Origin of the sequence: Streptomyces sp. NBC_01217 (assembly GCF_035994185.1) — a bacterium.
Lineage (GTDB): Bacteria > Actinomycetota > Actinomycetes > Streptomycetales > Streptomycetaceae > Streptomyces.
Genome location: NZ_CP108538.1, coordinates 2,494,599 through 2,520,175 on the forward strand (window position 1 = coordinate 2,494,599; position 25,577 = coordinate 2,520,175).

Below are 25,577 nucleotides of genomic sequence, written 5' to 3' on the forward strand. Positions count from 1 at the left end.
ACCCTACTTCCACGGCCCGTTCCCGCCGCACGGGCCCGGCCCCGACCAACCGGAGCCGGGACTCCTGCGCCGCAACAGGCCGCCGACGGCCCGCCGCCGCGATCCTGCAGCAAAGGCGCGCGTAGGCTCATTCCCGGCACATTGCGGCGGCGTCTACGATGCGCCGGGCACGGTCGGCCCACCCCTCGACCGAAAACGAACTCAACGGAAGCGAGATTTCACCACCGTGACTGCTCTCACTCTCAGCACTGCCGGTGCGACGACGCTGCGCGCCGACGCACTCGTCGTCGGCGTCGGCAAGGGCGCCAAGGGTCCGGTCCTCGCACCGGGCGCCGAGGCCGTGGACAAGGCGTTCGACGGAAAGCTCGCCACCGTCCTGGAGGCCCTGGGCGCCGCAGGTGCCGAGGGCGAGGTGACCAAGCTCCCCGCGCCCGCCGGTCTCAAGGTCCCGGTCGTCATCGCGGCCGGACTCGGCTCCGTCCCGGAGAAGGACGAGACGTACGGCGCCGAGGCGCTGCGCCGGGCCGCGGGCTCGGCCGCCCGTGCCCTGAGCGGTGCGAAGAAGGCCGGCTTCGCGCTGCCGATCGCCTCCGCCGAGGACGCCGAGGCGATCGCCGAGGGCGCGCTCCTCGGTGCGTACGCCTTCACCGCGTACCAGGGCGGCGAGAACAAGCTGGCGCCGAAGGACAAGAACGGCAACGGCGCGAAGCTGCCGCTCGGCGAGGTCGCCCTGCTCGGCGCCAAGCCGCGCGACAAGGCGTTCAAGGCGGCCGCCGAGCGTGCCGTCGCAGTCGTCGAGGAGATCAACCGCGCCCGCGACCTGATCAACACCCCGCCGAACGACCTGTACCCCGAGTCCTTCGCCGCCGTGGCCACCGCCGCGGGCAAGGAGCACGGCATCAAGGTGCAGGTCCTGGACGAGAAGGCGCTCGTCAAGGGCGGCTTCGGCGGTCTGCTGGGCGTCGGCCAGGGCTCGGCCCACGGCCCGCGTCTGGTGAAGCTCGCCTACACGCACCCGAAGGCGGAGAAGACCCTGGCCCTGGTCGGCAAGGGCATCACCTACGACTCGGGCGGCATCTCGCTGAAGCCGGCCGGTCACAACGAGACGATGAAGTGCGACATGAGCGGCGCCGCCGCCGTGTTCGCGACCGTTGTCGCGGCCGCCCGTCTGGGCCTCCAGGTCAATGTCACCGGCTGGCTGGCGCTCGCCGAGAACATGCCGTCGGGCAGCGCCACCCGCCCCGGTGACGTGCTGCGCATGTACAGCGGCAAGACCGTCGAGGTCCTCAACACGGACGCCGAGGGCCGGCTCGTCCTGGCCGACGCGCTGACCCGCGCCTCCGAGGAGAACCCGGACGCGATCGTCGACGTGGCGACCCTGACCGGCGCGATGGTGCTGGCGCTGGGCAACCGCACCTTCGGCATCATGGCGAACGACGACGCCTTCCGTACCTCCATCCACGAGATCGCCGAGGAGGTCGGCGAGGCCTCCTGGCCGATGCCGCTCCCCGCCGACCTGCGCAAGGGCATGGACTCCCCGACCGCCGACATCGCCAACATGGGCGAGCGGATGGGTGGCGGCCTGGTGGCCGGTCTGTTCCTGAAGGAGTTCGTGGGCGAGGGCATCGCCTGGGCGCACCTGGACATCGCGGGCCCGGCCTTCCACGAGGGCGCGCCGTACGGCTACACGCCGAAGGGCGGCACCGGTTCCGCGGTGCGCACGCTGGTGAAGCTGGCGGAGCGCACCGCTGCCGGAGACCTCGGCTGAGGTCGCAGCTCACATACGGCCCCGGGCATACGTCCGGGGCCGTACGTGTTGCCCACGGTGGCATCGCAGCACGGGCCGCGAGGTTTCGCTCTCGACGAAATCACCAGGGCTCCACGCCGCGGTGACCACCCGAGACTGATGGTCATCCGTCTCATACCCGGGCCCCGCGTCCCGCCCACCGTCAACAAGTGCGAAGATGGGTTCTCGGCAGGACAGGGCCCCCACCACAGGGCCGAACAACAAAGCGGCCGAACACCAGCCGACCGGCCGGTCACACCCCAGCGACGGGGCCCGGCGTACGGCGCACATGCATGGAGGACGTGACGTGGCGAACGACGCCAGCACCGTTTTCGACCTAGTGATCCTCGGCGGTGGTAGCGGCGGTTACGCCGCGGCCCTGCGCGGAGCGCAGCTGGGCCTGGACGTCGCCCTGATCGAGAAGGGCAAGGTCGGCGGCACCTGCCTGCACAACGGCTGCATCCCCACGAAGGCCCTGCTGCACGCCGGCGAGATCGCCGACCAGGCGCGCGAGTCCGAGCAGTTCGGCGTAAAGGCCACCTTCGAGGGCATCGACATCGAGGCCGTCCACAAGTACAAGGACGACGTGATCTCGGGCCTGTACAAGGGTCTGCAGGGTCTCATCGCCTCGCGCAAGGTGACCTACATCGAGGGTGAGGGGCGGCTCTCCTCCCCCACCTCGGTGGATGTGAACGGCCAGCGCTTCCAGGGCCGTCACGTGCTGCTCGCGACCGGCTCCGTACCGAAGTCGCTGCCGGGCCTGGAGATCGACGGCAACCGCATCATCTCCTCGGACCACGCGCTGAAGCTGAACCGTGTCCCGAAGTCCGCGATCGTGCTGGGCGGCGGCGTCATCGGCGTCGAGTTCGCCTCGGCGTGGACGTCCTTCGGCACCGACGTCACGATCATCGAGGGCCTGAAGCACCTCGTGCCGGTCGAGGACGAGAACAGCTCGAAGCTTCTTGAACGCGCCTTCCGCAAGCGCGGCATCAAGTTCAACCTCGGTACGTTCTTCCAGAGCGCCGAGTACACGCCGGACGGCGTCCGCGTGACCCTCGCCGACGGCAAGACCTTCGAGGCCGAGGTGCTGCTGGTCGCCATCGGCCGCGGCCCGGTCTCGCAGGGCCTGGGCTACGAGGAGGCCGGCGTCGCGATGGACCGCGGTTACGTCCTCGTCGACGAGTACATGCAGACCAATGTGCCCACCATCTCGGCCGTGGGCGACCTGGCCCCGACGCTCCAGCTCGCGCACGTCGGCTTCGCCGAGGGCATCCTGGTGGCGGAGCGGCTGGCCGGTCTGAAGACCGTTCCGATCGACTACGACGGTGTCCCGCGGGTGACGTACTGCCACCCCGAGGTCGCCTCCGTGGGCATCACCGAGGCCAAGGCCAAGGAGCTCTACGGCGCGGACAAGGTCGTCGCCCTGAAGTACAACCTCGCGGGCAATGGCAAGAGCAAGATCCTCAAGACCGCGGGCGAGATCAAGCTCGTCCAGGTCAAGGACGGTGCCGTGGTCGGCGTCCACATGGTCGGTGACCGTATGGGCGAGCAGGTCGGCGAAGCCCAGCTGATCTACAACTGGGAGGCGCTGCCCGCCGAGGTCGCGCAGCTCATCCACGCCCACCCGACGCAGAACGAGGCGATGGGCGAGGCCCACATGGCCCTGGCCGGCAAGCCTCTGCACTCCCACGACTGATCAGTCGACCGGGCGCGACGACCGACCTACTTCCGCACTTTCGTAAGGAGCAACTGAAACCATGTCGGTTTCCGTAACCCTTCCGGCGCTCGGCGAGAGCGTCACCGAGGGAACTGTCACCCGCTGGCTGAAGGCCGAGGGCGAGCGCGTCGAAGCCGACGAGCCGTTGCTCGAGGTTTCGACCGACAAGGTCGACACCGAGATCCCGGCCCCCGCGGCCGGCATCCTCGCCGCCATCAAGGTCGCCGAGGACGAGACCGTCGAGGTCGGCGCCGAGCTGGCCATCATCGACGACGGCACGGGTGCACCCGCCGCCGCGGCGGCCCCGGCCGCCGAGCCCGTGGCCGCTCCGGCTCCGGTCGCCGCTGCCCCCGCGGTTGCCGCTCCGGCCCCCGTGGCCGCGGCTCCGGCCGCAGCCGCACCGGCCGGTGGCGCCGCCGGTATCGACGTCACCCTCCCGGCGCTCGGCGAGAGCGTCACCGAGGGCACCGTCACCCGCTGGCTGAAGGAGGTCGGCGAGGAGGTCACGGAGGACGAGCCCCTCCTGGAGGTCTCCACGGACAAGGTCGACACCGAGATCCCGGCCCCGGTCTCCGGTGTGCTGCTGGAGATCGTCGTCGCCGAGGACGAGACCGCCGAGGTCGGCGCCAAGCTCGCCGTCATCGGTGCCGCCGGTGCCGCTCCGGCGGCTGCCCCGGCCCCGGCCGCTCCGGCGCCCGTCGCCGCACCGGCCCCGGTCGCCGCTGCCCCCGCTCCGGCCCCGGTGGCTCCGGCCGCCCCCGCCCCCGCACCGGCTCCGGCCCCGGTGGCGCCCGCCGCCCCGGTCGCCGCTCCGGCTCCGGTGGCCCCGGCCGCTCCGGTGGCCCCGGCCGCTCCGGTGGCCCCGGCCGCTCCGGTGGCGCCCGCCGCTCCGGCGCCCGTCGCCGCCCCGGCTCCGGTCACCCCGGCCGCGACCTCCGGTGACGACGGCGCGTACGTCACGCCGCTGGTCCGCAAGCTCGCCGCCGAGAACGGTGTCGACCTCGCTGCGGTCAAGGGCACCGGCGTCGGTGGCCGTATCCGCAAGCAGGACGTCGTCGCCGCCGCGGAGGCCGCCAAGGCCGCCGCCGCTGTTCCGGCCCCTGTCGCGGCTGCTCCGGCGGCCTCGAAGGCGCCGAAGCTGGAGGTCTCCCCGCTGCGCGGTCAGACGGTCAAGATGACCCGCATGCGCAAGGTCATCGGCGACAACATGATGAAGGCGCTGCACTCGCAGGCCCAGCTGACCTCGGTCGTCGAGGTCGACATCACCAAGCTGATGAAGCTGCGCAACCAGGCGAAGGCCGCGTTCGCCGCCCGTGAGGGCGTCAAGCTGTCCCCGATGCCGTTCTTCGTGAAGGCGGCGGCCCAGGCGCTGAAGGCCCACCCGGTCATCAACGCCCGGATCAACGAGGACGAGGGCACCATCACGTACTTCGACTCGGAGAACATCGGCATCGCCGTGGACGCCGAGAAGGGTCTGATGACCCCGGTCATCAAGGGTGCGGGCGACCTGAACATCGCCGGTATCTCGAAGAAGACCGCCGAGCTGGCCGGCAAGGCCCGCGGTGGCGGCCTGACCCCGGACGACATGTCCGGTGCCACCTTCACCATCAGTAACACCGGCTCGCGCGGTGCGCTGTTCGACACCGTCATCGTGCCCCCGAACCAGGCGGCCATCCTGGGCATCGGTGCCACGGTGAAGCGTCCGGCGGTCATCGAGACCGAGGAGGGCACCGTCATCGGTGTCCGCGACATGACGTACCTCGCACTCTCCTACGACCACCGTCTGGTGGACGGCGCGGACGCCGCCCGTTACCTGACCGCGGTCAAGGCGATCCTGGAGGCCGGTGAGTTCGAGGTCGAGCTCGGCCTCTGAGCACCACTGCTGTAACCAGCCTCACCAGCGGCGCCCCCGTCCGGGACACTCCTCGGACGGGGGCGCCGCCGTATTGTCTAGACACCACCGGTCGCCCCGGCAGCCGTGATGGCGCAGACAGCACCGGTTTGCCCCGAAGGAGCCCCTCATGACCCCGCCCGTCGTCCACTCGCTGCGCGAACAGATCCGCGAGCACATCGTGGACGGGATCGTCAGCGGGCGCTGGAAGCCGGGTGAGCGGATCGTGGAGCGCCGGATCGCCACCGAGCTGGAGGTCAGCCAGACGCCGGTGCGCGAGGCGCTGCGGGAGCTGGAGACGCTCCGGCTGATCGAGTCGGCGCCCAACAAGGGCGTACGGGTCCGCAATCTCACCGCGGCCGACCTGGAGGAGAGCTATCCCGTACGGGCCGGTCTGGAGCAGATCGCGGCGGAACTGGCGGCTCCGGCACTCGGCGAGGACTGCTCGTGCCTCTCGCCGCATGTGACGGCTCTCTACGAGGCGGACCGGCTGGCCGACGGCGAGGCGCAGGTACGGCACACCGTGGGGTTCCACCGCGAGATGGTGCGCGCCGCGGGGAACGCCGTGCTGCTGCACACCTGGGAGGGGCTGGGCATCGAGGTGTTCACCGCCCTGTCGATCCGCTGGCTGGGCACGGTCCAGAAGTCGTACGCGGAGGAGCACGAGGCGCTCATCGAGGCGTTCCTGCGAAAGGACCCGGACATCGGCGTGCTGGTCAAGGCACATGTGCTCGGCTGCGCACCGCGCGCCTGAGGGCCGTACGCGGCTGCCCTGAAGGCCGTACGCATCTGTCGCGAGGGGCGCTCTCCTGTGCAGGCGGACGCCCCTTTTGCGCGCTAAATCCCGTCACTCCGTGCCCCATTTCGCGGCACCGCATGCCACTTTCTTCATATCGAGAAGTTTTGCCGTTCATCCTTTGATCGATCATCGATCGGCGACTTACAGTTCACTCCGCGGGCCCACCGGCCCCATCGCCCTGTCCTGCCAGTCAGGGCCTTTCTCCACCCCCCTCCACTCCGGAAGGCGGCGATCATGACCGACCCCGTAGGAAAGCTTCCGAGCGAGCTCGATCAGCTCCCGGACCGTGACCCCGAGGAGACCGCCGAATGGGCGGCCTCCCTGGATGCCGTCACCAAGGCCGCCGGCCCGCACCGCGCCGCGTACCTGATGCGCCGCTCGCTCCAGCACGCCGAGGGCGCCGGTCTCGCGCTGCCCAAGCTGCTGGAGACCGATTACGTCAACTCCATCCCAACCGCCGCCGAGCCCGCGTTCGACGGCGACCTGGAGATGGAGTCCCGGATCACCGCCTGGAACCGCTGGAACGCGGCCGCGATGGTCACCCGTGGCTCCCGGCTCGGGGTCGGCGGCCACATCGCCACCTTCGCCTCGGCGGCCTGGCTGTACGAGACCGGCTTCAACCACTTCTTCCGCGGCAAGGAGGGGGACGGCTCCGGCGACCAGCTCTACATACAGGGCCATGCCTCTCCCGGCATCTACGCCCGCGCCTTCCTCGACGGACGGCTCAGCGAGCAGCAGCTCGACAACTTCCGCCAGGAGGCGGGCGGCGACGGCCTGCCGTCCTACCCGCACCCGCGGCGGCTGCCCTGGCTGTGGGAGTTCCCCACCGTGTCGATGGGCCTCGGCCCGCTCTCGGCGATCTACCAGGCGCGCTTCAACCGCTATCTGGCCAACCGCAACATCAAGGACACGTCGAACTCGCACGTCTGGGCCTTCCTGGGCGACGGCGAGATGGACGAGCCCGAGTCGACCGCCGCCCTCGCCCTCGCGGCCCGTGAGCGGCTCGACAACCTGACCTTCGTCATCAACTGCAACCTGCAGCGCCTCGACGGCCCGGTCCGCGCCAACTTCCGCGTGGTCCAGGAGCTGGAGGGCGCGTTCCGCGGCGCCGGCTGGAACGTCATCAAGACGCTCTGGGGCAACGCCTGGGACGAGCTGTTCCAGCTGGACACCACGGGCGCGCTGGTCCGCCGGCTCCGGGAGGTCCCGGACGCGCAGTTCCAGACGTACGCCACCCGCGACGTCGCGTACATCCGTGAGCACTTCTTCGGCGCCGAGCCCGCGCTCGCCGAGCTGGCGAAGCTGCTCACCGACGCGAAGATCGCCGAGTGCTTCTACACCTCCCGCGGCGGCCACGAGGCCCGCAAGGTGTACGCGGCGTACAGGGCGGCCGTCGAGCACAAGGGCGCTCCGACCGTCATCCTCGCGCAGACGGTGAAGGGCTACACGCTCGGCAAGGGCTTCGAGTCCAAGAACGCCAACCACCAGATGAAGAAGCTGTCGATCGACGAGTTCAAGGGCATGCGCGAGCTGCTCGGCCTCCCGATCCCGGACAGCGCCTTCGAGAGCGGCCTGGTGCCCTACGGCCACCCGGGCGCAGACTCCCCCGAGGTCCGCTACCTCCAGGAGCGCCGTGCCGCTCTCGGCGGCCCCGCCCCGGCCCGCCGGGTGCACGCGGTGGCGCTGCCCGAGCCCGAGGAGCGCGCGTTCAAGGCCCTGTACAAGGGGTCCGGCAAACAGGAGATGGCCACCACCATGGCGTTCGTGCGCCTGGCCAAGGACCTGATGCGGGACAAGGAGACCGGCAGGCGCTGGGTGCCGATCGTCCCGGACGAGGCGCGCACCTTCGGCATGGAGTCGCTCTTCCCGTCGGCCGGGATCTACTCGCCGCTGGGCCAGACGTACGAGCCGGTCGACCGCGACCAGCTGATGTACTACAAGGAGGCCAAGGACGGCCAGATCCTCAACGAGGGGATCACCGAGGCCGGTGCCATGGCCGACTTCATCGCCGCCGCCACGTCGTACGCGACGCACGGCGAGACGATGATCCCCTTCTACATCTTCTACTCGATGTTCGGCTGGCAGCGGACCGGCGACCAGATGTGGCAGCTCGCCGACCAGCTCGGCAAGGGCTTCATCGTCGGCGCCACGGCGGGCCGTACGACGCTGACGGGTGAGGGCCTCCAGCACGCGGACGGCCACTCGCACCTGATCGCGGCCACGAACCCGGCTTCGCTCAACTACGACCCGGCGTTCGCGTACGAGATCGCGGTGATCGTCAAGGACGGTCTGCGGAGGATGTACGGCCCCGAGGCCGAGAACGTCTTCTACTACCTGACGGTCTACAACGAGCCGAAGCCGCAGCCCGCGATGCCGGAGGGCGTCGAGGAGGGCATCGTCAAGGGCCTCTACCGCTTCAAGGAGGGCACGCCCGCGACGGCGGACGCACCGCGCGTCCAGCTGCTGGCCTCCGGTACGGCGATCCACTGGGCCCTTCAGGCGCAGGAGCTGCTGGCCGCGGACTGGGGCGTCACGGCCGACGTCTGGTCCGCCACGTCCTGGGGCGAGCTGCGCCGCGAGGCGCTGGAGTGCGACGAGGCGCTGCTCCGCGGTGAGCAGCGGGTGCCGTACGTGACCCAGGCGCTGGAGGGTGCTCCGGGTCCGGTCCTCGCGGTCAGCGACTGGATGCGGCAGGTCCCGGACCAGATCAGCCAGTGGGTGGAGCAGGACTGGTCCTCGCTCGGCACGGACGGCTTCGGCCTCTCCGACACCCGAGACGCCGCCCGCCGCCACTTCGGCGTCGACGCGCAGTCGGTCACGGTCGCGGCCCTGGCCCAGCTGGCCCGCCGCGGCGAGGTGACCGCGTCCGCGGTCAAGGAGGCCCGGGAGCGTTACGGGCTCTGACGCGAGGGTCCGCCCCGGCGGACCGAGCCGGACGGGCTTGAAAATCAAGCCCGTCCGGCGATCGAGCACATTTTTGAGCCCGTCCGGCGATTGAGGCCACACTCGCCCCGCGCGGCCACAATGGCCGCATGCGTGCTGCCCGTCTCATCAAAATGGTGCTGCTCCTGCAGTCCCGCCCCGTCATGACCGCCGCCGAGCTCGCCCAGGAGCTGAAGGTGTCCGAGCGGACCGTCACCCGGGACGCGCAGGCACTCTCCGAGGCGGGCGTCCCGGTGTACGCGGACCGGGGCCGGGCCGGGGGCTACCGGCTGGTCGGCGGGTACCGCACACGCCTCACCGGGCTCGCCCGCAACGAGGCCGAGGCGCTCTTCCTCTCCGGGCTGCCGTCCGCGCTGCGCGAGATGGGCCTGGAGGACGCCGCGTCCGCCGCCCGGCTCAAGGTGTCGGCGGCCCTGCTCCCCTCCCTGCGGGACGCCTCCGACAGCGCCGCGCAGCGCTTCCACCTGGACGCCCCCGGCTGGTACCAGGAGCCGGTCACCCCCGAACTGCTGCCCGCCGTCGCGGAGGCGGTCTGGGACGACCGGATCGTCCACGCCCGCTACCGCCGCAGCGGCCGGGACGGGGAGGTGGAGCGGGAGCTGGCCCCGTACGGACTCGTCCTGAAGGCCGGGGTCTGGTACCTCTGCGCCCGCGCGGCGGACGACTTCCGGGTGTACCGGATCGACCGGTTCTCGGCCGTCGCGGTGTCGGACGAGCGGTTCGAACGCGACGAGCGGTTCGATCTTCCGGGCTTCTGGGACGAGCGCGCCGCCCAGTTCGCCCGCTCGCTCCTGCGGACCGAGGTGACGGTACGGGTGTCGGAGGAGGGTGTACGCCGACTGCCGTACGCCATGGACCGTTCGGCGGTCCACGAGGCTCTGGACGTGGCGGGACCGGCCGATACGCAGGGGCGGCTGACGGTCACTCTGCCGGTCGAGTCCCTCGACGTCGCGTACGGCCAACTCCTGACCCTGGGACCTGAGTTGGAGGTCCTCGAACCGGCCGCCCTGCGGGCCCGTTTCGGCGCGGCAGCCGAACGCCTGCGCGACCTCTATCGCTGAGGGCTTCTTTTCGCCGCGTCCGCGTGCATCGCCTGCCGCCAGGGCCGATGCTTGACCCGTGATGGACGAGACGGAGTTCTGGGAGATCATCGACAGCACCCGCGAGGCCGCCGAGGGCGACCCCGAGGACCAGGCCGACCTGCTCGTCGAACGGCTGGTGCAGCTCGATCCCGAAGCCGTGCTGGATTTCGCCAGGCACTTCGAGGCCCGCTACAACCGCGCCTACCGCTGGGAGCTGTGGGGCGCCGCCGCCGTGCTGCTCGGCGGCGCGAGCGATGACGCCTTCGACTTCTTCCGCTGCTGGCTGATCGGGCAGGGCCGGGAGGTCTTCGAGGGCGCTCTGCACGACCCGGACAGCCTCGCCGATCTCCTCGACGACTTCGACGAGGAGATCGACGGGGACGCCGAGGATCTCGGCTACGCCGCCGACGAGGCGTACGAACAGCTCACCGGCGTGGTCGCCCCCGACCTCGGTCTGCCGCCCCAGGCGGCCGAGCCGGAGGGCACCCCCCTCGGCTTCGAGGACGACACGGTCCTGGCGGAGCGCTTCCCCGCGCTCTGGGAGCGGTTCGGGGCCCGCTGAGGGGGGACGGGAGGTCACGGGGCGAGCGAACGGCCCATCATGACGTCGTCCACGTAACGCCCGTCCAAAAAGAACTCACCGGGCAGCAGCCCCTCGACGACGAATCCCTCCGACTCATAGAGGGCCCGCGCGGGTGCGTTGTGCCCGAGCACCCGCAGGGTCATCCGGTTCGCCCCGTCACTCCGCGCCGCCGCGAACGCGGCCCGCAGCAGGGCCCGGGCTATCCCGCGGCCGCGCGCCCAGTCGGCCACGGCGAGGCCCTGTATCTGCCGGACGTGCGCGTTGCAGGCCAGCGAGGTGGGCAGGACCAGCCTGGCGTACCCGGCGAGGCGCACCTCGCCCGCCGCGTTCTCCGCCTCGGCCACGAGGAAGTCCTCCGGCCGGTGGAGGTCGTCGAAGACCGGTGCGTACGGAGGCTGCGGTCTCGGCGTCACGGCGTGCAGCGTCGACCAGGTGGAGCGGTCGAGTTCACCGAGAGCGGCTTCGTCGGAGAGAACCGCCGGGCGGACGGCGTGGACTGTGCGGACGGGACGGACGACGTGGAGCCGGTGCGTGTGGTTCTCGGGCATGCGCGCCACTGTGCCACGCCGCCCCTCGCCCGGTCAGCCCCGTTTCGCAGCCCTTCGCGGCCCGGCGCGCAGCCCGTCCCTGCCCCGCCCGGACCGGATCGGCGACGCGCGCGACAACCGTCGGCCCGCGCATACAGACGCGTCCGCGCCGCTGCGGCAGGATGGGAGCCATGCTGCACTCCCGTATCGCTGTCACCGGAGCATCCGGACTCATCGGAGCGGCGCTCGTGCGCTCGCTGCGGGCCGACGGGCACGAGGTCGTACGTCTGGTGCGGCACCCGGCGCGGGCCGGTGACGAGGTGGAGTGGGATCCCGGGCGCCGGTACGTCGACGTGTCGGGCCTGGTGGGCTGCGACGCCGTCGTCCATCTCGCCGGGGCGGGCGTCGGCGACCACCGCTGGACTCCGGCGTACAAGAAGGAGATCCGGGACAGCCGGGTGCTCGGGACGGCGGCCGTCGCCGAGGCCGTCGCCTCGCTGGACGTACCGCCGAAAGTCCTGCTGTCCGGGTCGGCCATCGGCTACTACGGCGACACCGGGGACCGCGCGGTCGACGAGAGCGCCCCGGCCGGCGAAGGCTTCCTGCCGTCCGTATGTGTGGAATGGGAGGCGGCCACGGCCGCCGCCGAGGAGGCCGGCGTACGGACGGTGCACGCGCGCACCGGTCTGGTCGTCGGCCGTGCGGGCGGGGCCTGGGGCCGGCTGTTCCCGCTGTTCCGGGCGGGGCTCGGCGGCCGGCTGGGCAACGGCCTCCAGTACTGGAGCTTCATCGCGCTGCACGACGAGGTCGCGGCCCTGCGGCACATCCTGGACACCGAGTCGCTGTCCGGCCCGGTGAATCTGACCGGCCCCGACCCCGTCACCAACCGCGAGGTGACGGCCGCGATGGGGAGGGTACTGCGCCGGCCCACGCTCCTGACCGCTCCGGCACCGGCCCTGCGGATCGCTCTCGGGGACTTCGCGCAGGACGTGCTGGGCAGCCAGCGGGTGCTGCCGGGCCGACTGCTGGACTCCGGCTTCGCGTTCGCCTTCCCGGGAATCGACGCGGCGATCCGCGCGGCACTGCGCTGAGCCCACCGACCGGACACCGGCGCGCACCGACCGCGCCGGAGCGCGCCGTGCGCGACCCGCTCCCGAACGCCCTCCAGGCATTCGGACGAGCGTGCGACCCCGTGCAACGGTGCCCCGGTTCGCACGACTGCGCCCGCACCGGCCACCCTCCTAGCCTCCTTGCTAACTCGGGCATTCCCGGGGCCTGTTGGGGGCAAGAGCCTCCCAGTAGTTGCGCCGACTCGGGGAGGGGCACGTGCTCAGCTCGGCTCGTCACGCGGACGTCGTCATCATCGGGGCCGGAATCGCCGGCCTGTCAGCCGCCCACCAACTGACCAGCGCAGGGGTAAGTGTCAGCGTCCTGGAGGCCGGACCCCGGGTCGGCGGCCGGATGGCCACCGCCGATCTGGACGGCTTCCGGCTCGACCACATCGGCCCGCTGCTCAGCACCTCGTACCCGGAACTCCGCCGGATGCCCGCACTCGAAGGGCTCGTGCTGCGCAACTTCGCCCCGGGGGTGCTCGTGCACAGCGAGGGCCGTCAGTTCCGGACGGGCGATGTACGGGGCGCGCGGGGCGCATTCAAGGTAGTGCGCGCCCTGGCAAGCGCCCCCCGTCCACCGATGGGCGGGCCGATCGACCAGGCCCGGCTGGGCGCCGCCCTGTCCCGGCTCGCCGCCACCCCGGCCGCCCGCATCCTGGCCCGGCCCGAGCAGACGGCACTCGCCGCCCTGTCCCGGCGCGGCCTGAACTCCCGCACGGTCAACGGCTTCCTGCGCCCGCTGCTCTCCGCGCTCCTCAGCGACCCGGAGCTCACCACGTCCAGCCGGTGCGCCGATCTCGCCCTGCGCGGCTATGCGCAGGGCAGGCTGTGCGTGCCCGAGGGCGGTGCGGGGAGGCTGCCCGAACTTCTCGCGGCCGCACTGCCGCCCGGCACCGTACGGACGGGCGTGCATGTCACCGCCGCCGACATCACCTCGGTCCGCACCAAGGAACACGGAGAACTGGGCTGCCGCTCCCTGCTGTTGGCGACCGGCGCGGGCGCGGCCGCCGAGCTGCTGCCCGGTCTGCGGGTGCCGCCCTTCCACCCCGTGACGGTCCTTCACCACACCGCCCCCGCTCCCCCGCCGACCGGCACCTCGCTGCTGCTGGACGCCGACCGTTCGGGCCCGGTCGCACACACAGCGGTGATGAGCGCCGTCGACCCCTCGCGCGCCCCGCGCGGCCGGACCCTGATCAGCTCGACCGTGCTCGGCACCCCGCCGCCCGACCTGGACCGCACGGTCCGCGCCCATCTCGCCGCCCTGTACGGCACGCCCACCGACGACTGGGAGCTGCTGGCCGCCCATCACGACCCCGAGGCCGTCCCCGCGATGCCGCCCCCGCACGATCTGCGCCGCCCGGTCAGGCTGCTCGCCGGGCTGTACGTGTGCGGCGACCACCGCGACACGAGCACGGCCCAGGGCGCCCTGTTCTCGGGCCGCCGCGCGGCCGATGCGATCCTCACCGACCTGGGTGTACGGCCGGGGCGCGGGAGCGGATCGGCCCTGTCCGAAGCGGCGTAGGGGGCGTCCCCGGGCTCACCCCAGCGCGAGCGCGGCGACCCGTTCGCGGTACCCCCGTACCGCGGCCGCGTCCCGGTAGGGCTCCAGGCGGCGCTCGAAGTCCCGTACGTACTCCGTCGCCCGTACCGACCGCATCTCCGCCGCCTGCTGGGCGGCCTCGGCGCCGAGCACGCACGCCTGGTCGAGCTCACCGAGGCCGAGCCGCGCGGAGGCCAGCACCACACGGCAGAACAGCCGGCTGCGGGCGTACGCCGGGGAGCGCAGCTGGAGGGAGCGCTCGGCGTGCTGTGCCGCGGCCCGGTACTGCTGCAGGTCCCGGTGGCAGTGGCCGAACTCGTCGGCGAGCTGGGCCTCGTCGAAATACCGCGCCCAGTGCGGCACGTCGTCCCCGTGGCGGGCGATCTCCAGCGCGCGTTCGGCCCGTGCCAGCGAGGCCGTGCAGGGCCTGGCCTCGCCGAGCACTCCGTGGCCGCGTGCCTCGACGGATTGCAGCAGCGCCTGGACGACGGGCGGCGCCGACGGACCGATGCCCTGCTGGGCGACCCGGGCCAGCTGCACGGCTTCCCTGCCGTGCCCCAGGTAGACCGCCTGCCGGCTCATGGTGATCAGGACGTAGGCGCCGTACGGACGGTCGCCCGCGGCCTGGGCGAGCCGCAGCGCCTGGACGAAGTAGCGCTGGGCCAGACCATGGGCCGCGATGTCGTACGAGGTCCAGCCCGCCAGCCGGGTCAGATCGGCGGCGGCGGAGAAGAGCATGCGCCCGATGGCCTCCCCGTACATCCCGCGCAGCATCGGCTCCGCCTCGTGCTCCAGGTACCGGACGAGGGCCTGCCGGGCGTGGCCGCCGCCGTAGGCGTTGTCGAGGGTGCGGAAGAGTTCGCCGACCGACCGCAGGGCGGCGACATCGCCGTTGCCGACACGCTGGCCGGAGCTGCGTTCGGTCTGCCGCTGCCGGGGAACGACGCCGGGTGGGGCGGACGGTCCGGAGGGCCTGGACGGTACGGGTCCACGGACCCCGTCGCGGCCGTTCGCGCCGGCCGCCCCCGTACCGCTGGGCCAGTGCGCCCCGTGCGCCGCCCCCCTTAACCCCTGCGCTCCGATCCCGCCCCCGCGCACACCGCCGAGACCACCGGTCTCGGCGGCCCCCACGGTCCCTGCCGCCCCGGGGGCCCCCGCTGTCCCCGAGGCCCCCACGGACCGTCCGAACCCACCGGCCGTGCGGGCACCACCGGCTCCTCTCTGCGCCGGGGCCGTGGACTCGCTCCCCCCTCCCGCCCATTCATCGGCCCGGCCGATCAGCCAGTCCCTGCTGGGGACGACGAGCCCGGCCGGGGTGAAGGCGATCTTGCGCAGCTCCGCATGGCTGCCCGAGTCCTTGCGCCACAGTCCGCTGACGATGTCGACCGCCTCGGCGGGCGTGGCCGCGAACTCCAGGCCCGCGTAGACGGGGGCGCACGCGTCGAGGCCCAGGTCCTGCGCGGAGAGGCGGCGCCCGAGCCGCCGGGTGAAGACCTCGGCGATCAGCGCGGGGGTGGTTCCGCGCGGCTGCTGGCCGCGCAGCCAGCGGGTCACGGAGGTCTTGTCGTACCGCAGGTCGAGGCCGTGTTCCAGGCCGAGCTGGTCCACCCTGCGGGCGAGGCCCGCATTGGAGAAACCGGCTTCGGTGATGAGCGAGGCGAGTCGGCGGTTGGGGGTGCGCTGCGGAGGTCGATCCGACATCAGCTGTACGGTCTCCTGCCTTCGGGGCCGGGCGGGCAGCCCTAATGGAACGGCGCGAATTTAGCGGCCACGGCGGCGGTCACAGCCACCTTCGCTTCACTTTCATCCGATCGTGTGAGGATTGGGGGTGGCGCTGACGGGGTCTACCTGCTGGGCCGTCGCCCGAAGTCCGGTCGTACAGTGACTTGGGGCTGATTCAGTGCATGGTGGCGCGGCTCCGGGCACCCCCGGCTCCCGGCACCGCGAGTAGGGAGGCATCTGTCGTGAGCGAGCTTCGGTTCGTCCGGCTGGGATTCGGCGAGAACGCCGTCGACTACCAGGAGGCCTGGCAGAAGCAGCGCGAGGTGCACGCGGCCAGATTCGAGGACGCCGTCCCGGACACCTGTCTGCTGCTGGAGCACCCGCCCGTCTACACGGCGGGGCGGCGCACGACCGACAGTGAGCGCCCGCTGGACGGCACCCCTGTCATCGACGTCGACCGCGGCGGAAAGATCACCTGGCACGGTCCGGGACAGCTGGTCGGCTACCCGATCCAGAAGCTGCCCCGCCCGGTGGATGTCGTCGCGCATGTCCGCCGTCTGGAGGACGCGCTGATCCGTACGGCCGCCGAGTTCGGTCTGGAGACCTCCCGGGTCGAGGGCCGCAGCGGAGTCTGGGTCCTGGGCGACCCGGTCGAGGAGCGTCCGGCCGTCGGCGGCCTCTCCCTCGACTTCGACCCGCGTCTGCAGGACGAGGAGTTCGACCCGCGGCTGAACGGCCCCGAGTACGCCCCGTCCAACGCGGGCCAGCGCCGCGAGGACCGCAAGCTGGCCGCGATCGGCATCCGGGTGGCCAAGGGCGTGACCATGCACGGTTTCGCACTCAATGTGAACCCGGACAACACCTGGTTCGACCGCATCGTGCCGTGCGGCATCCGGGACGCGGGCGTCACCTCGCTCGCGTACGAACTGGGCCGTGACATCTCCATCGCGGACGTGCTCCCGGTCGTCGAGAAGCACCTCAAGGACGTCCTGGAGAACGCGGAGCTCGCCCCGCGCACCATCGAACGCCCGGCGGATGCCGTGGCCACGGCATGACGGGCCGGTCACCCGGCGGGGAATAGGACCTGTCGGCCACAGGTTGGGTAGACGTAAAGCCGTTTGAACCACGGGCGTACCCTGGTGTTCGCCGAAGAATCCAATGCAGTGAAAGCAAAGGGGAGTGCCGGAGTGTCCGCTGTCGCACCCGACGGGCGCAAGATGCTGCGTCTTGAGGTCCGGAACAGCCAGACCCCCATCGAGCGCAAGCCCGAGTGGATCAAAACCCGGGCGAAGATGGGCCCCGAGTACAACCAGCTGCAGAAGCTCGTGAAGAGCGAGGGTCTGCACACGGTGTGCCAGGAGGCCGGCTGCCCCAACATCTTCGAGTGCTGGGAGGACCGCGAGGCCACGTTCCTCATCGGCGGCGACCAGTGCACCCGGCGCTGTGACTTCTGTCAGATCGACACGGGCAAGCCGCAGGCGCTGGACCGGGACGAGCCCCGCAGGGTCGGCGAGTCCGTCGTCACGATGGACCTGAACTACGCCACCATCACCGGCGTCGCACGCGACGACCTTCAGGACGGTGGCGCCTGGCTGTACGCGGAGACCGTGCGCCAGATCCACGCGCTGACCGCACAGCGGGAGGCCGGCCGCACCAAGGTCGAGCTGCTGATCCCCGACTTCAACGCGGTGCCCGAGCAGCTCGCCGAGGTCTTCTCCTCGCGCCCCGAGGTGCTCGCGCACAACGTCGAGACGGTGCCGCGGATCTTCAAGCGCATCCGCCCCGGTTTCCGTTACGAGCGTTCCCTGGAGGTCATCACGAAGGCCCGCGAGGCCGGTCTGGTGACCAAGTCCAACCTGATCCTCGGCATGGGCGAGACCCGCGAGGAGGTCAGCGAGGCGCTCCAGGACCTGTACGACGCGGGCTGCGAGCTGATCACGATCACGCAGTACCTGCGGCCGTCCGTGCGCCACCACCCGGTCGAGCGCTGGGTGAAGCCGCAGGAGTTCGTGGAGCTGAAGGACGAGGCCGACGCGATCGGTTACTCCGGCGTGATGTCCGGGCCGCTGGTCCGTTCCTCGTACCGCGCGGGCCGTCTGTTCCAGCAGGCGATCGAGCGGCGCGGGTCCGTCGCCGCGGCTCCCGCCGTGTGAATCCGGGCACAAGTGGCTACCGGGCGGTAATGGCTGATTCGACGCGGCCCATACGCTCCCCGCAGGTCGGGGGCGCGTATGGGCCGCGTCGGCGTGCGCTGCGCCCATATCAAGGTTTCATTGGTGTTTGACCGACCGGTCATGCGCTGGTAACACCGAGCAATGACGCTGGGTGCACAGGGAGCAGTGGCTCTCCGGGCCGCTGCCATCTCAGTTCCCGCACCCAGCGCAGGCCACTCACTTCGCGCAACGCAGTCCCGGGCAGCCCGGCCCGGGCAGCTGAGTCCACGCAACTCAGTCCGCACATCCGCTCCGAGGAGATGTCCACGATGCAGGCCGTGCCGGTACGCGCCACCGCCATCCCTTCCGTCACCAATGCTCTCCGCGCCGTCGAGTCGCTGCTGCTGAGCAGCGGCCAGCGCACTGCCCGCCGCAACGCCTGGACGGCTGTCCTGGAGGACCGGCGCCGTGCCAAGGACCGGGTCGAGACCGAGTACGTACTGGAGGCCGCGGCCGACCACCGTTCCTGAGCCACGTAAACTTCCGTACATGGCGAGGAAGGCAAACACTGAAGGCGCGGACAGCGCCGAGAACGCGGGACGACTCAAGCAGATCGTCCTGACCTACAAGATGACCAGGCGGACCGACTCCAAGATCGGTCTTGTCGTCGCGGGTGTGGGAATCGTCACCTTCGGTGTCCTTCTCGCGGTCGGTTTTGTGATCGGCCACCCGGTCTATCTGGGCATCCTGGGCTTCGTACTGGCCCTCCTCGCGATGGCGATCGTCTTCGGACGGCGTGCCGAGCGCGCGGCCTTCGGGCAGATGGAGGGACAGCCGGGCGCTGCGGCGGCGGTGCTGGACCGGGTGGGCCGTGGCTGGACCACGACCCCTGCGGTCGCGATGAACCGCAGCCAGGACGTCGTCCACCGGGCCGTGGGCAAGGCCGGCATCGTGCTGGTCGGCGAGGGCAACGCGAACCGGGTGAAGCTGCTGCTCGCGGCTGAGAAGAAGAAGATGGCGCGCATCCTGGTCGACGTACCGGTGCACGACATCATCGTCGGCAACGACGAGGGTCAGGTGCCGCTCAAGAAGGTGCGCACCAAGATGCTGAAGCTGCCGCGCATCCTGACCGGCCCGCAGGTGACGGCCGCCAATGACCGGCTGCGCGCGATGGGCGACCTGATGAGCAACATGCCGCTGCCCAAGGGACCGATGCCGAAGGGCATGCGGATGCCGCGCGGCGGAAAGATGCGCTGACGCCGTACGTACGAAGAGGGCGGGTTGCGAACCGGTTCGGTTCGCGACCCGCCCTCTTCTTCGTTCCGTCCTCGGCTCTTCGTTCCGTCCTCGGCTCAGATACGGACCTGAACGGCGCGGGCCAGCCGGTCGTGCAGGCCGCGGCCGTCGCGGTCCCAGACCAGGGCCGGGATCGCCAGGCAGAGCAGCACGCTCCGGACGATCACCCGCCCGAAGGTGAGCCGGCCGCCGTTCTCGGAGATGACCCTGATGCCCATGAGGCGCTTGCCGGGGGTACAGCCGATCGTCCCGACGGTGAGCACGCTCAGTACGAGGAAGACGCCGAGCGCCCAGTTCCCGGCCGCCTGCTGGTCACCGCGAGCGAACAGCCCGTATGCGATCACCATGCACAGGATCCAGTCGATGAGGAGCGCTCCGAAGCGCCGGCCGAGCGGGGCGACGGATCCCGGCCCGTGCTCGGGGAGACCGAGCCGCTTGCCCCGGTGGCCGAAGTCGGCCCCCATTTCCTCGGCGGCCGCGCGCGGCCCGGAGAGCCACGATCCGATTGCTTGCCTATTGTCCACCCGACCACGGTACTGCGCCCGTCCGCGCGCCCTGCCGGGCGGGGGGCCCGCCGCACGCTGCGGCCCGGCCCGGACGGGGGTCCGCCACCGGCCGCGAGGTGCCGCCCGCACCCGGCTCGGTTAACTTCTGTGAAACAAATGGGTCATGCTTGAGAAATCCGGTCTGCCTATGGTCGGGTCCAGCGTGTGCCACCGCACTGGCAGCACCACGAGTTTCACAACCCCGTCCCTCCCGGGTCGGGAGTAGGAGGAGTTGGATGTTCCAGAACGCCGACGACGTGAAGAAGTACATCGCCGACGAAGACATCAAGTTCATCGATGTCCGGTTCTGCGACCTGCCCGGTGTGATGCAGCACTTCACCATCCCGGCGGCGGCCTTCGACCCGACCGAGGAGCTCGCCTTCGACGGCTCGTCGATCCGCGGCTTCCAGGCCATCCACGAGTCCGACATGGCGCTGCGCGCGGACCTGTCGACCGCCCGCGTCGACCCGTTCCGCCGCGACAAGACCGTCAACATCAACTTCTTCATCCACGACCCGATCACCGGCGAGCAGTACAGCCGTGACCCGCGCAACGTGGCCAAGAAGGCCGAGGCGTACCTCGCCTCCACCGGCATCGCCGACACCGCGTACTTCGGCCCCGAGGCCGAGTTCTACGTGTTCGACAACGTCCGCTTCCAGACGTCGGCGAACGAGAGCTTCTACCACATCGACTCCGAGGCCGGCGCCTGGAACACCGGTTCGGAGGACAACAACCGCGGCTACAAGGTCCGTTACAAGGGCGGCTACTTCCCGGTCCCGCCGGTCGACCACTTCGCCGACCTGCGTGCCGAGATCTCCCTGGAGCTGGACAAGAACGGCCTCCAGGTCGAGCGCCAGCACCACGAGGTCGGCACCGCCGGCCAGGCGGAGATCAACTACAAGTTCAACACGCTGCTCGCCGCGGCCGACGACCTGATGCTCTTCAAGTACATCGTGAAGAACGTCGCCTGGCGCAACGGCAAGACCGCGACCTTCATGCCGAAGCCGATCTTCGGCGACAACGGCTCGGGCATGCACGTCCACCAGTCCCTGTGGGCCGGCGGCGACCCGCTGTTCTACGACGAGCAGGGCTACGCGGGCCTCTCGGACATCGCCCGCTACTACATCGGCGGCATCCTCAAGCACGCCCCGTCGCTGCTGGCCTTCACGAACCCGACGGTGAACTCCTACCACCGCCTGGTCCCCGGCTTCGAGGCCCCGGTCAACATGGTGTACTCGCAGCGCAACCGCTCGGCCGCGATGCGCATCCCGATCACGGGCTCCAACCCGAAGGCCAAGCGCGTCGAGTTCCGCGCCCCGGACCCGTCGTCCAACCCGTACCTCGCCTTCTCCGCCCTGCTGATGGCGGGCCTCGACGGCATCAAGAACAAGATCGAGCCCGCCGAGCCGATCGACAAGGACCTCTACGAGCTGGCTCCCGAGGAGCACGCGAACGTCCAGCAGGTCCCGACCTCCCTCCCGGCCGTCCTGGAGGCACTGGAGGCGGACAACGAGTACCTGCAGGCCGGCGGCGTCTTCACGTCCGACCTGATCGAGACGTGGATCGACTTCAAGCGCACGAACGAGATCGCTCCGATCCAGCTCCGCCCGCACCCGCACGAGTTCGAGCTGTACTTCGACATCTAAGCCGTCCCCGTGTTGCACCGCGTGCGCACTGCTCGGTCGATCCCCTGACCTCGTGTCAGCTACGGTGAGGGCCGCCACCCGCCTCGGGTGGCGGCCCTCAGCCGTGGCCGGCGAGGTGCTCGCGGCGTGGAGCCTCCGGGTGGTCTACGGCACTTGCGGCGTATCGGCCGAGGTGTCCCCGTCCCTCGCACGGCCGAGTGTGCGGTCGAAGACGGTCAGGAGGAGGCAGAGCACTCCTGCGCCGAGCATGAACCAGGCGAGGTGGTGCATGCCACCGGTGTCCGCGCGCTGCCCGAAGGAGGTGGCCGTTGCGGAGGAGGCGACCATCGAGCCGACGTAGGCGAAGGTGCGCAGCAGGCCGGCCGAGGAGGCGGTGCGCTCGGGGTCGGCCTGGAAGTAGACGGAGTTCTGCAGGGCCAGGCTGTTCAGTCCCTGCGGGACGCCGAAGATCAGGGCGACGAGAATCAGCATCCACACGGGGCTGTCCCCGGTGAGCGTCAGCATCACCGCACAGGCGACAACCTGCCCGAACGCACCGACGAGCAGCTTGCCGCGCACGCCATTGTGTCGTCCGGAGACGATCGAGACACCGATGGCCACCAGGAACATGGGGATCTGCACCAGTCCGGCGTGGGAGGGCGAGAGCCCGGAGCCCTCCTGCGTCCACTGGGTGAACCCGTAGAGGAAGGAGTAGGCGACGACGTAGGCGACGAGCGCGCGCCCGTAGGTGGCCAGAAGTGGCGTGTTGCCGCCCAGCACCCGCAGGTCGATGAACGGGGTGGGGGCCCGTAGCTCCCGCGCCGCGAACGCGGCGCTCGCCGCGGCGGCGATCACCAGCAGGTACCAGTCACGCAGGTGCAGGTTCATCAGGAACAGCAGCAGCGAGACCAGCATCGCGGCGAACAGCGCCATGCCGGGCAGGTCGAGCCGGGCGGCGAGGCGCCCACGCTGCGGGGACTCCCCTGTACCGGCCTCCTTGGGCAGCCGGAGCAGCCCCAGCAGCACGGCCGCGACGGCCAGCGGCACATTCAGCGCGAAGGTGGCGCGCCAGCCGCCCAGCCCGATCAGCAGGCCGCCCAGCAGAGGGCCGATCACGGCGATGGTCTGGTTGGCAACGGCCAGAGCGGTCAGCACCCCACTGGGACTGTCCTGCCCGGTGCGCTTGGCCTCGCTGCGCAACAGCGCCATCGCGGCGGGATACCCGGCGCAGGTGCCGAACCCGAGCAGGACCCGCGAGGCGATCAGCACCCCCAGGTTCGGCGCCAGGGTGCCGACGACACCGGCGACCCCGACAAGGCTCGTGCTGACGAGGAAGAGCCTGCGCGGCCCGAAGATGTCGATGAGCCGACCCACGACAGGCTGTCCGAGAGCGGTGGCCAGGTAGAGGGCCGAGACCAGCCACGCGGTCTGCGAGGGCGGCACGCCCAACGCGTCGCCGACGGGTACGAGCGTGACGGCGATGATCGTCGAGTTGACCGGGTTCAGGACCGAGCCCAGCATCATCGGCGGCAGCAGCCGCCGGTCGAAGCCCGTCGTCGCCGTCCCGCCTCGCCCCTCTGTTTTCTGATCAGTCATGGGTGAGGCGCTCCAGTACCGCCATGGCGACGATCACGGCCCGCCGTTCCTCTTCCGTGCACTTCTCCTGCAACTCACCGGCAAGCCATTCCTGTCGGGCCTGCCGTCCCTCCTCCACTCGCCGGTGCCCCTCCGCGGTCAGCGCGATCAGCAGACGGCGCCCGTCATCGGGGTCGGGCCGCCGTTCCACCAGACCCAAGGACGTCAGCGACGCGATCGTCGCCGTCATCGACTGATGACGCACTCCCTCGGCCGAGGCGAGCTCACTGGCCGTGACGCCTTGCTTGCCGGACAGGCGAGTCAGGACGGACGCCTGCCCGAGAGTGATGTCCTCGGCCCCGGCGGCGTTCAGGATGCGGCGCCGCAGGCGGCTGATGACCGCACGGACCTCTCGCGAAGCCTGAACTGCTGAGGGCGACGGGCGCGGGCTCTCGTTCATGCATTCCACACTAGAATCCGCAGCTCAAGTTGTACAGTTTCATCTGTACAGTTTGGGCTGCTTGACGAGCCCACTCCGCGGGGCCGCAGCGCGACCCCAGCGTCGTGGCCCCTGCCCCCCTGGCCCTTTCACACCGGAGAGCCACCCCGGATGTGGAACACATCGGCCCCGGCTTCGCAACCGCACGGGAGGGAACTGACACTGCCACTCCCAGGATGGGCAGTCTCTTGTTGCCCAACAGCCCTCATGCCACGCTTTTCCTTGCACGGATCCACGGCAAAGGGGAATCTCATGCACGGAAAGAAGCGAATTCTCGCCCTGGTCGGCGTCCCGCTCGGTGCGTCACTCGCGCTGGCACCGGCAATGTCCGCCGAGGCGCACGCCGCAACTCCTGGCAAGAGTGCAGCGTCGGGGGCTGCTTCGCTGCCTTCGCTCATTCCGGCGGCCTCCTGTTCGGTCTCCGGAACCGAAGGCCCAAATGAGAGCGCGGCTCTGTCAGGCGCCGGTTTCACCGCCAACGCAACTGTCACCTTCTTCAGCGGGAAACGCCCGATCACCTCTGGGACGGCAAATGCGGGCGGAGTTGTCCGAGCGGTGGCAGTAGTCAAGGCCGACGAGGCCGTTACAGCCCAAGAGGGCGCGAACCAACAGCCGTGCCTGAACCTTGTCAAGCCGTCCGCGACGACGCCTACGGGCCCGGTCACGCCGAATCCGAACACTCCGGATGCGGCCACCGAGAGGATCCAGGCGGCCGCCGCCGGGGAGAACGACGGCGACGCGACGTGCAGGCAGAAGGTCGACCAGTTCAAGAAGAACGCCGACAAGACCCCGGTCTACCGGCTGGATTACAACGCCGCATTCAACAACGAGGTGGCCGCCACCGCCGGCTGCTCGGCAATGCTGGCGCAGCTTCGGTCGGGAGTCCCGGCCGCGCAGACACAGACACAGACACAGGATCAGACACAGACGCAGGACCGGGGACAGGATCGGGGACAGGACCGGGGACAGGACCGGGGACAGGACCGGGGTGACCGCGGGGAAGGACGTGGGAACCGCTGACCGCAAGCCCCACACCAAGGGTCTGGCAGCTCGCTGCCGGGCCCTTTGTGGTGTGGTCGGTGGGATTTTTCCCTGCTTCACGCCGCCGAGGGCCGGTGGCCCACTGACAGAGCGCGCTTCCGGAAACCGACTATCCTGGGAGTAGAGGTCCCAGGTAATAAGCATCCGCAATCGTCGCCCAGCAAAGGGAACCACGGATGAATTACGACCAACGGCGAGCGGAGCTCGCGGACTTCCTCAGAACGCGACGGCTGGCTCTTCAGCCGGAAGAGGTCGGTCTCCCCCCACGGACATCACGGCGAACGCCGGGACTGCGACGGGAAGACGTTGCCGACCTGGCAGGCATAAGCGCCTGCTGGTATTCCCGGCTGGAGCAGGCCAGGAACATCCGGGTCTCCGATCACGTCCTCAATTCGCTGGCCGAAGCCCTTCGTCTGAACGCCGAGGAGCGCGACTATCTCCTGGCTCTGGCGAACGAGGATCCCCGTTCCAGTACGGCCATTCCTGCGGACGGTGTTCCTCCGGCTCTCCAGCGCATCCTGGACAGCCAGCATCCGCATCCGGCCCTCGCCCTCGGTCCTCGTTTCAACATTCTTGCCTGGAACCAGGCAAGAACCGATGTGTACGGCGATCTGGCCGAAATCCCACCTGAGCACCGCCATATGCTGTGGCTGTTCTTCGGCGGATATCTGCGCGAGCTGATTCAGAACTGGGAGCCGAGCGCCCGCTCCGTGCTGGCCGAATTCCGGGCGGCCACCGGATCGTACGTCCACGAACCGTGGTTCACCACTCTGGTCGGTGAACTGAGCCGCAGCAGCCCGGAGTTCCGCACCTGGTGGCAGCAGCACGAAATAGAGAGGCACCATGTCACCGCCCGGGAAGTGAGGCATCCTTCCGTCGGCCGCATGGTGCTGGAGGAGAACGCGCTCATTGTCGACGACTGCTCGGATCGACGGATCATCCTGGAGATCCCGCAACCCGGCACCGGCACCGAGAACAAGCTCACCGCGCTCTCCTGCCGCTCCCATCGGGTGATGGCCCCGCCGTGGTACGTGATTCGGACGCCGGCCTCATGGGAACCGCGGAACAACTACCACTGAACTCCTCAACGGCCTGCCGGAGGGGTGCGCCTGTGCCCTCGGAGCTCCAGGGGCTCCGAGGG

21 protein-coding genes are annotated in these 25,577 nt (G+C 70.4%); 16 read left to right on the forward strand and 5 right to left on the reverse strand.

Annotation, left to right across the window (positions count from 1 at the left end; translation table 11 throughout):
- Window positions 1-226 precede the first annotated feature (226 nt).
- The 7 genes from OG507_RS10895 (at window position 227) to OG507_RS10925 (ending at window position 10,780) form a co-directional block, all read left to right on the forward strand.
- Window positions 227-1,768: a leucyl aminopeptidase gene (locus tag OG507_RS10895; protein WP_327366975.1), complete on the forward strand. Its 1,542-nt coding sequence runs from the start codon at window positions 227-229 to the stop codon at window positions 1,766-1,768.
- A gap of 325 nt (window positions 1,769-2,093) precedes the next feature.
- Window positions 2,094-3,482: a dihydrolipoyl dehydrogenase gene (gene lpdA, locus OG507_RS10900; RefSeq protein ID WP_327366976.1), complete on the forward strand. Its 1,389-nt coding sequence runs from the start codon at window positions 2,094-2,096 to the stop codon at window positions 3,480-3,482.
- 61 nt (window positions 3,483-3,543) lie between these two features.
- Window positions 3,544-5,376, forward strand: coding sequence for a 2-oxoglutarate dehydrogenase, E2 component, dihydrolipoamide succinyltransferase (gene sucB / locus OG507_RS10905; RefSeq protein WP_327366977.1), 1,833 nt, complete (start codon window positions 3,544-3,546; stop codon window positions 5,374-5,376).
- Window positions 5,377-5,524: 148 nt separating this feature from the next.
- A complete protein-coding gene (locus OG507_RS10910) occupies window positions 5,525-6,148 on the forward strand; it encodes a GntR family transcriptional regulator (protein WP_327366979.1) in 624 nt (207 codons plus the stop codon).
- Between the two features lie 279 nt (window positions 6,149-6,427).
- On the forward strand, window positions 6,428-9,097 hold the full coding sequence (aceE, locus tag OG507_RS10915) for a pyruvate dehydrogenase (acetyl-transferring), homodimeric type (RefSeq protein WP_327366980.1): 2,670 nt from the start codon (window positions 6,428-6,430) through the stop codon (window positions 9,095-9,097).
- 128 nt (window positions 9,098-9,225) lie between these two features.
- Window positions 9,226-10,197 carry a helix-turn-helix transcriptional regulator gene (locus tag OG507_RS10920; protein ID WP_327366981.1) on the forward strand — a complete coding sequence of 324 codons (972 nt, stop codon included), beginning with the start codon at window positions 9,226-9,228 and terminating at the stop codon, window positions 10,195-10,197.
- Between the two features lie 61 nt (window positions 10,198-10,258).
- Entirely contained in the window at window positions 10,259-10,780 is a 522-nt protein-coding gene (locus OG507_RS10925) for a DUF4240 domain-containing protein (protein ID WP_327371930.1), read from the forward strand.
- Between the two features lie 14 nt (window positions 10,781-10,794).
- Here OG507_RS10925 and OG507_RS10930 read toward each other — a convergent pair whose 3' ends face one another.
- Window positions 10,795-11,349 (reverse strand): GNAT family N-acetyltransferase, encoded by a 555-nt coding sequence (locus OG507_RS10930; RefSeq protein WP_327366983.1) that lies wholly within the window; start codon window positions 11,347-11,349, stop codon window positions 10,795-10,797.
- Window positions 11,350-11,519: 170 nt separating this feature from the next.
- Between OG507_RS10930 and OG507_RS10935 the strand changes: the two genes are divergently transcribed.
- Both OG507_RS10935 and OG507_RS10940 read left to right on the forward strand, forming a co-directional pair.
- Window positions 11,520-12,419 (forward strand): TIGR01777 family oxidoreductase, encoded by a 900-nt coding sequence (locus OG507_RS10935; RefSeq protein ID WP_327366984.1) that lies wholly within the window; start codon window positions 11,520-11,522, stop codon window positions 12,417-12,419.
- A 235-nt stretch (window positions 12,420-12,654) separates the two neighbouring features.
- On the forward strand, window positions 12,655-13,962 hold the full coding sequence (locus tag OG507_RS10940) for an NAD(P)/FAD-dependent oxidoreductase (RefSeq protein ID WP_327366985.1): 1,308 nt from the start codon (window positions 12,655-12,657) through the stop codon (window positions 13,960-13,962).
- A 15-nt stretch (window positions 13,963-13,977) separates the two neighbouring features.
- On the opposite strand, the gene OG507_RS10945 is transcribed toward OG507_RS10940, so the two are convergent.
- The gene (locus OG507_RS10945) at window positions 13,978-15,681 is read right to left on the reverse strand and encodes a regulator (RefSeq protein ID WP_327366986.1); all 1,704 of its coding nucleotides are present in this window, start codon (window positions 15,679-15,681) and stop codon (window positions 13,978-13,980) included.
- Window positions 15,682-15,944: 263 nt separating this feature from the next.
- Here OG507_RS10945 and lipB point away from each other — a divergent pair, with 263 nt between their 5' ends.
- From lipB to OG507_RS10965, 4 genes are all read left to right on the forward strand, one after another.
- Window positions 15,945-16,757: a lipoyl(octanoyl) transferase LipB gene (lipB, locus tag OG507_RS10950; RefSeq protein ID WP_327366987.1), complete on the forward strand. Its 813-nt coding sequence runs from the start codon at window positions 15,945-15,947 to the stop codon at window positions 16,755-16,757.
- Between the two features lie 132 nt (window positions 16,758-16,889).
- A complete protein-coding gene (lipA, locus tag OG507_RS10955) occupies window positions 16,890-17,855 on the forward strand; it encodes a lipoyl synthase (RefSeq protein WP_327366988.1) in 966 nt (321 codons plus the stop codon).
- Window positions 17,856-18,184: 329 nt separating this feature from the next.
- The gene (locus OG507_RS10960; protein ID WP_327371931.1) at window positions 18,185-18,385 is read left to right on the forward strand and encodes an SCO2195 family GlnR-regulated protein; all 201 of its coding nucleotides are present in this window, start codon (window positions 18,185-18,187) and stop codon (window positions 18,383-18,385) included.
- Window positions 18,386-18,404: 19 nt separating this feature from the next.
- The gene (locus OG507_RS10965) at window positions 18,405-19,112 is read left to right on the forward strand and encodes a DUF4191 domain-containing protein (RefSeq protein ID WP_327366989.1); all 708 of its coding nucleotides are present in this window, start codon (window positions 18,405-18,407) and stop codon (window positions 19,110-19,112) included.
- Window positions 19,113-19,207: 95 nt separating this feature from the next.
- Here the strand turns inward: OG507_RS10965 and OG507_RS10970 are convergent, their stop codons facing one another.
- Complete coding sequence (locus OG507_RS10970; protein ID WP_327366990.1) at window positions 19,208-19,675, reverse strand: RDD family protein; 468 nt, start codon at window positions 19,673-19,675, stop codon at window positions 19,208-19,210.
- Window positions 19,676-19,932: 257 nt separating this feature from the next.
- Here OG507_RS10970 and glnA point away from each other — a divergent pair, with 257 nt between their 5' ends.
- Entirely contained in the window at window positions 19,933-21,342 is a 1,410-nt protein-coding gene (gene glnA, locus OG507_RS10975; RefSeq protein WP_327366991.1) for a type I glutamate--ammonia ligase, read from the forward strand.
- Window positions 21,343-21,486: 144 nt separating this feature from the next.
- Here glnA and OG507_RS10980 read toward each other — a convergent pair whose 3' ends face one another.
- Entirely contained in the window at window positions 21,487-22,917 is a 1,431-nt protein-coding gene (locus OG507_RS10980; protein WP_327366992.1) for an MFS transporter, read from the reverse strand.
- A complete protein-coding gene (locus OG507_RS10985) occupies window positions 22,910-23,356 on the reverse strand; it encodes a MarR family winged helix-turn-helix transcriptional regulator (RefSeq protein ID WP_327366993.1) in 447 nt (148 codons plus the stop codon). Before OG507_RS10985 ends, OG507_RS10980 begins: the two co-directional genes overlap by 8 nt.
- 291 nt (window positions 23,357-23,647) lie before the next feature.
- On the opposite strand from OG507_RS10985, the gene OG507_RS10990 reads away from it, so the two are divergent.
- Together OG507_RS10990 and OG507_RS10995 are read left to right on the forward strand one after the other, a co-directional pair.
- Window positions 23,648-24,415 (forward strand): hypothetical protein, encoded by a 768-nt coding sequence (locus OG507_RS10990; protein WP_327366994.1) that lies wholly within the window; start codon window positions 23,648-23,650, stop codon window positions 24,413-24,415.
- A gap of 197 nt (window positions 24,416-24,612) precedes the next feature.
- A complete protein-coding gene (locus OG507_RS10995) occupies window positions 24,613-25,515 on the forward strand; it encodes a helix-turn-helix transcriptional regulator (RefSeq protein WP_327366995.1) in 903 nt (300 codons plus the stop codon).
- Window positions 25,516-25,577: the final 62 nt, after the last annotated feature.

Bases quoted from the DNA above. Each gene is read 5' to 3' on its own strand.
- OG507_RS10980 (WP_327366992.1), bottom strand. From the start codon at position 22,917: ATGACTGATCAGAAAACAGAGGGGCGAGGCGGGACGGCGACGACGGGC.
- OG507_RS10990 (WP_327366994.1), top strand. From the start codon at position 23,648: ATGCACGGAAAGAAGCGAATTCTCGCCCTGGTCGGCGTCCCGCTCGGT.
- OG507_RS10985 (WP_327366993.1), bottom strand. From the start codon at position 23,356: ATGAACGAGAGCCCGCGCCCGTCGCCCTCAGCAGTTCAGGCTTCGCGA.
- aceE (WP_327366980.1), top strand. From the start codon at position 6,428: ATGACCGACCCCGTAGGAAAGCTTCCGAGCGAGCTCGATCAGCTCCCG.
- glnA (WP_327366991.1), top strand. From the start codon at position 19,933: ATGTTCCAGAACGCCGACGACGTGAAGAAGTACATCGCCGACGAAGAC.
- OG507_RS10925 (WP_327371930.1), top strand. From the start codon at position 10,259: ATGGACGAGACGGAGTTCTGGGAGATCATCGACAGCACCCGCGAGGCC.
- OG507_RS10930 (WP_327366983.1), bottom strand. From the start codon at position 11,349: ATGCCCGAGAACCACACGCACCGGCTCCACGTCGTCCGTCCCGTCCGC.
- OG507_RS10935 (WP_327366984.1), top strand. From the start codon at position 11,520: ATGCTGCACTCCCGTATCGCTGTCACCGGAGCATCCGGACTCATCGGA.
- OG507_RS10910 (WP_327366979.1), top strand. From the start codon at position 5,525: ATGACCCCGCCCGTCGTCCACTCGCTGCGCGAACAGATCCGCGAGCAC.
- sucB (WP_327366977.1), top strand. From the start codon at position 3,544: ATGTCGGTTTCCGTAACCCTTCCGGCGCTCGGCGAGAGCGTCACCGAG.
- OG507_RS10945 (WP_327366986.1), bottom strand. From the start codon at position 15,681: ATGTCGGATCGACCTCCGCAGCGCACCCCCAACCGCCGACTCGCCTCG.
- OG507_RS10960 (WP_327371931.1), top strand. From the start codon at position 18,185: ATGCAGGCCGTGCCGGTACGCGCCACCGCCATCCCTTCCGTCACCAAT.
- OG507_RS10920 (WP_327366981.1), top strand. From the start codon at position 9,226: ATGCGTGCTGCCCGTCTCATCAAAATGGTGCTGCTCCTGCAGTCCCGC.
- OG507_RS10965 (WP_327366989.1), top strand. From the start codon at position 18,405: ATGGCGAGGAAGGCAAACACTGAAGGCGCGGACAGCGCCGAGAACGCG.
- OG507_RS10995 (WP_327366995.1), top strand. From the start codon at position 24,613: ATGAATTACGACCAACGGCGAGCGGAGCTCGCGGACTTCCTCAGAACG.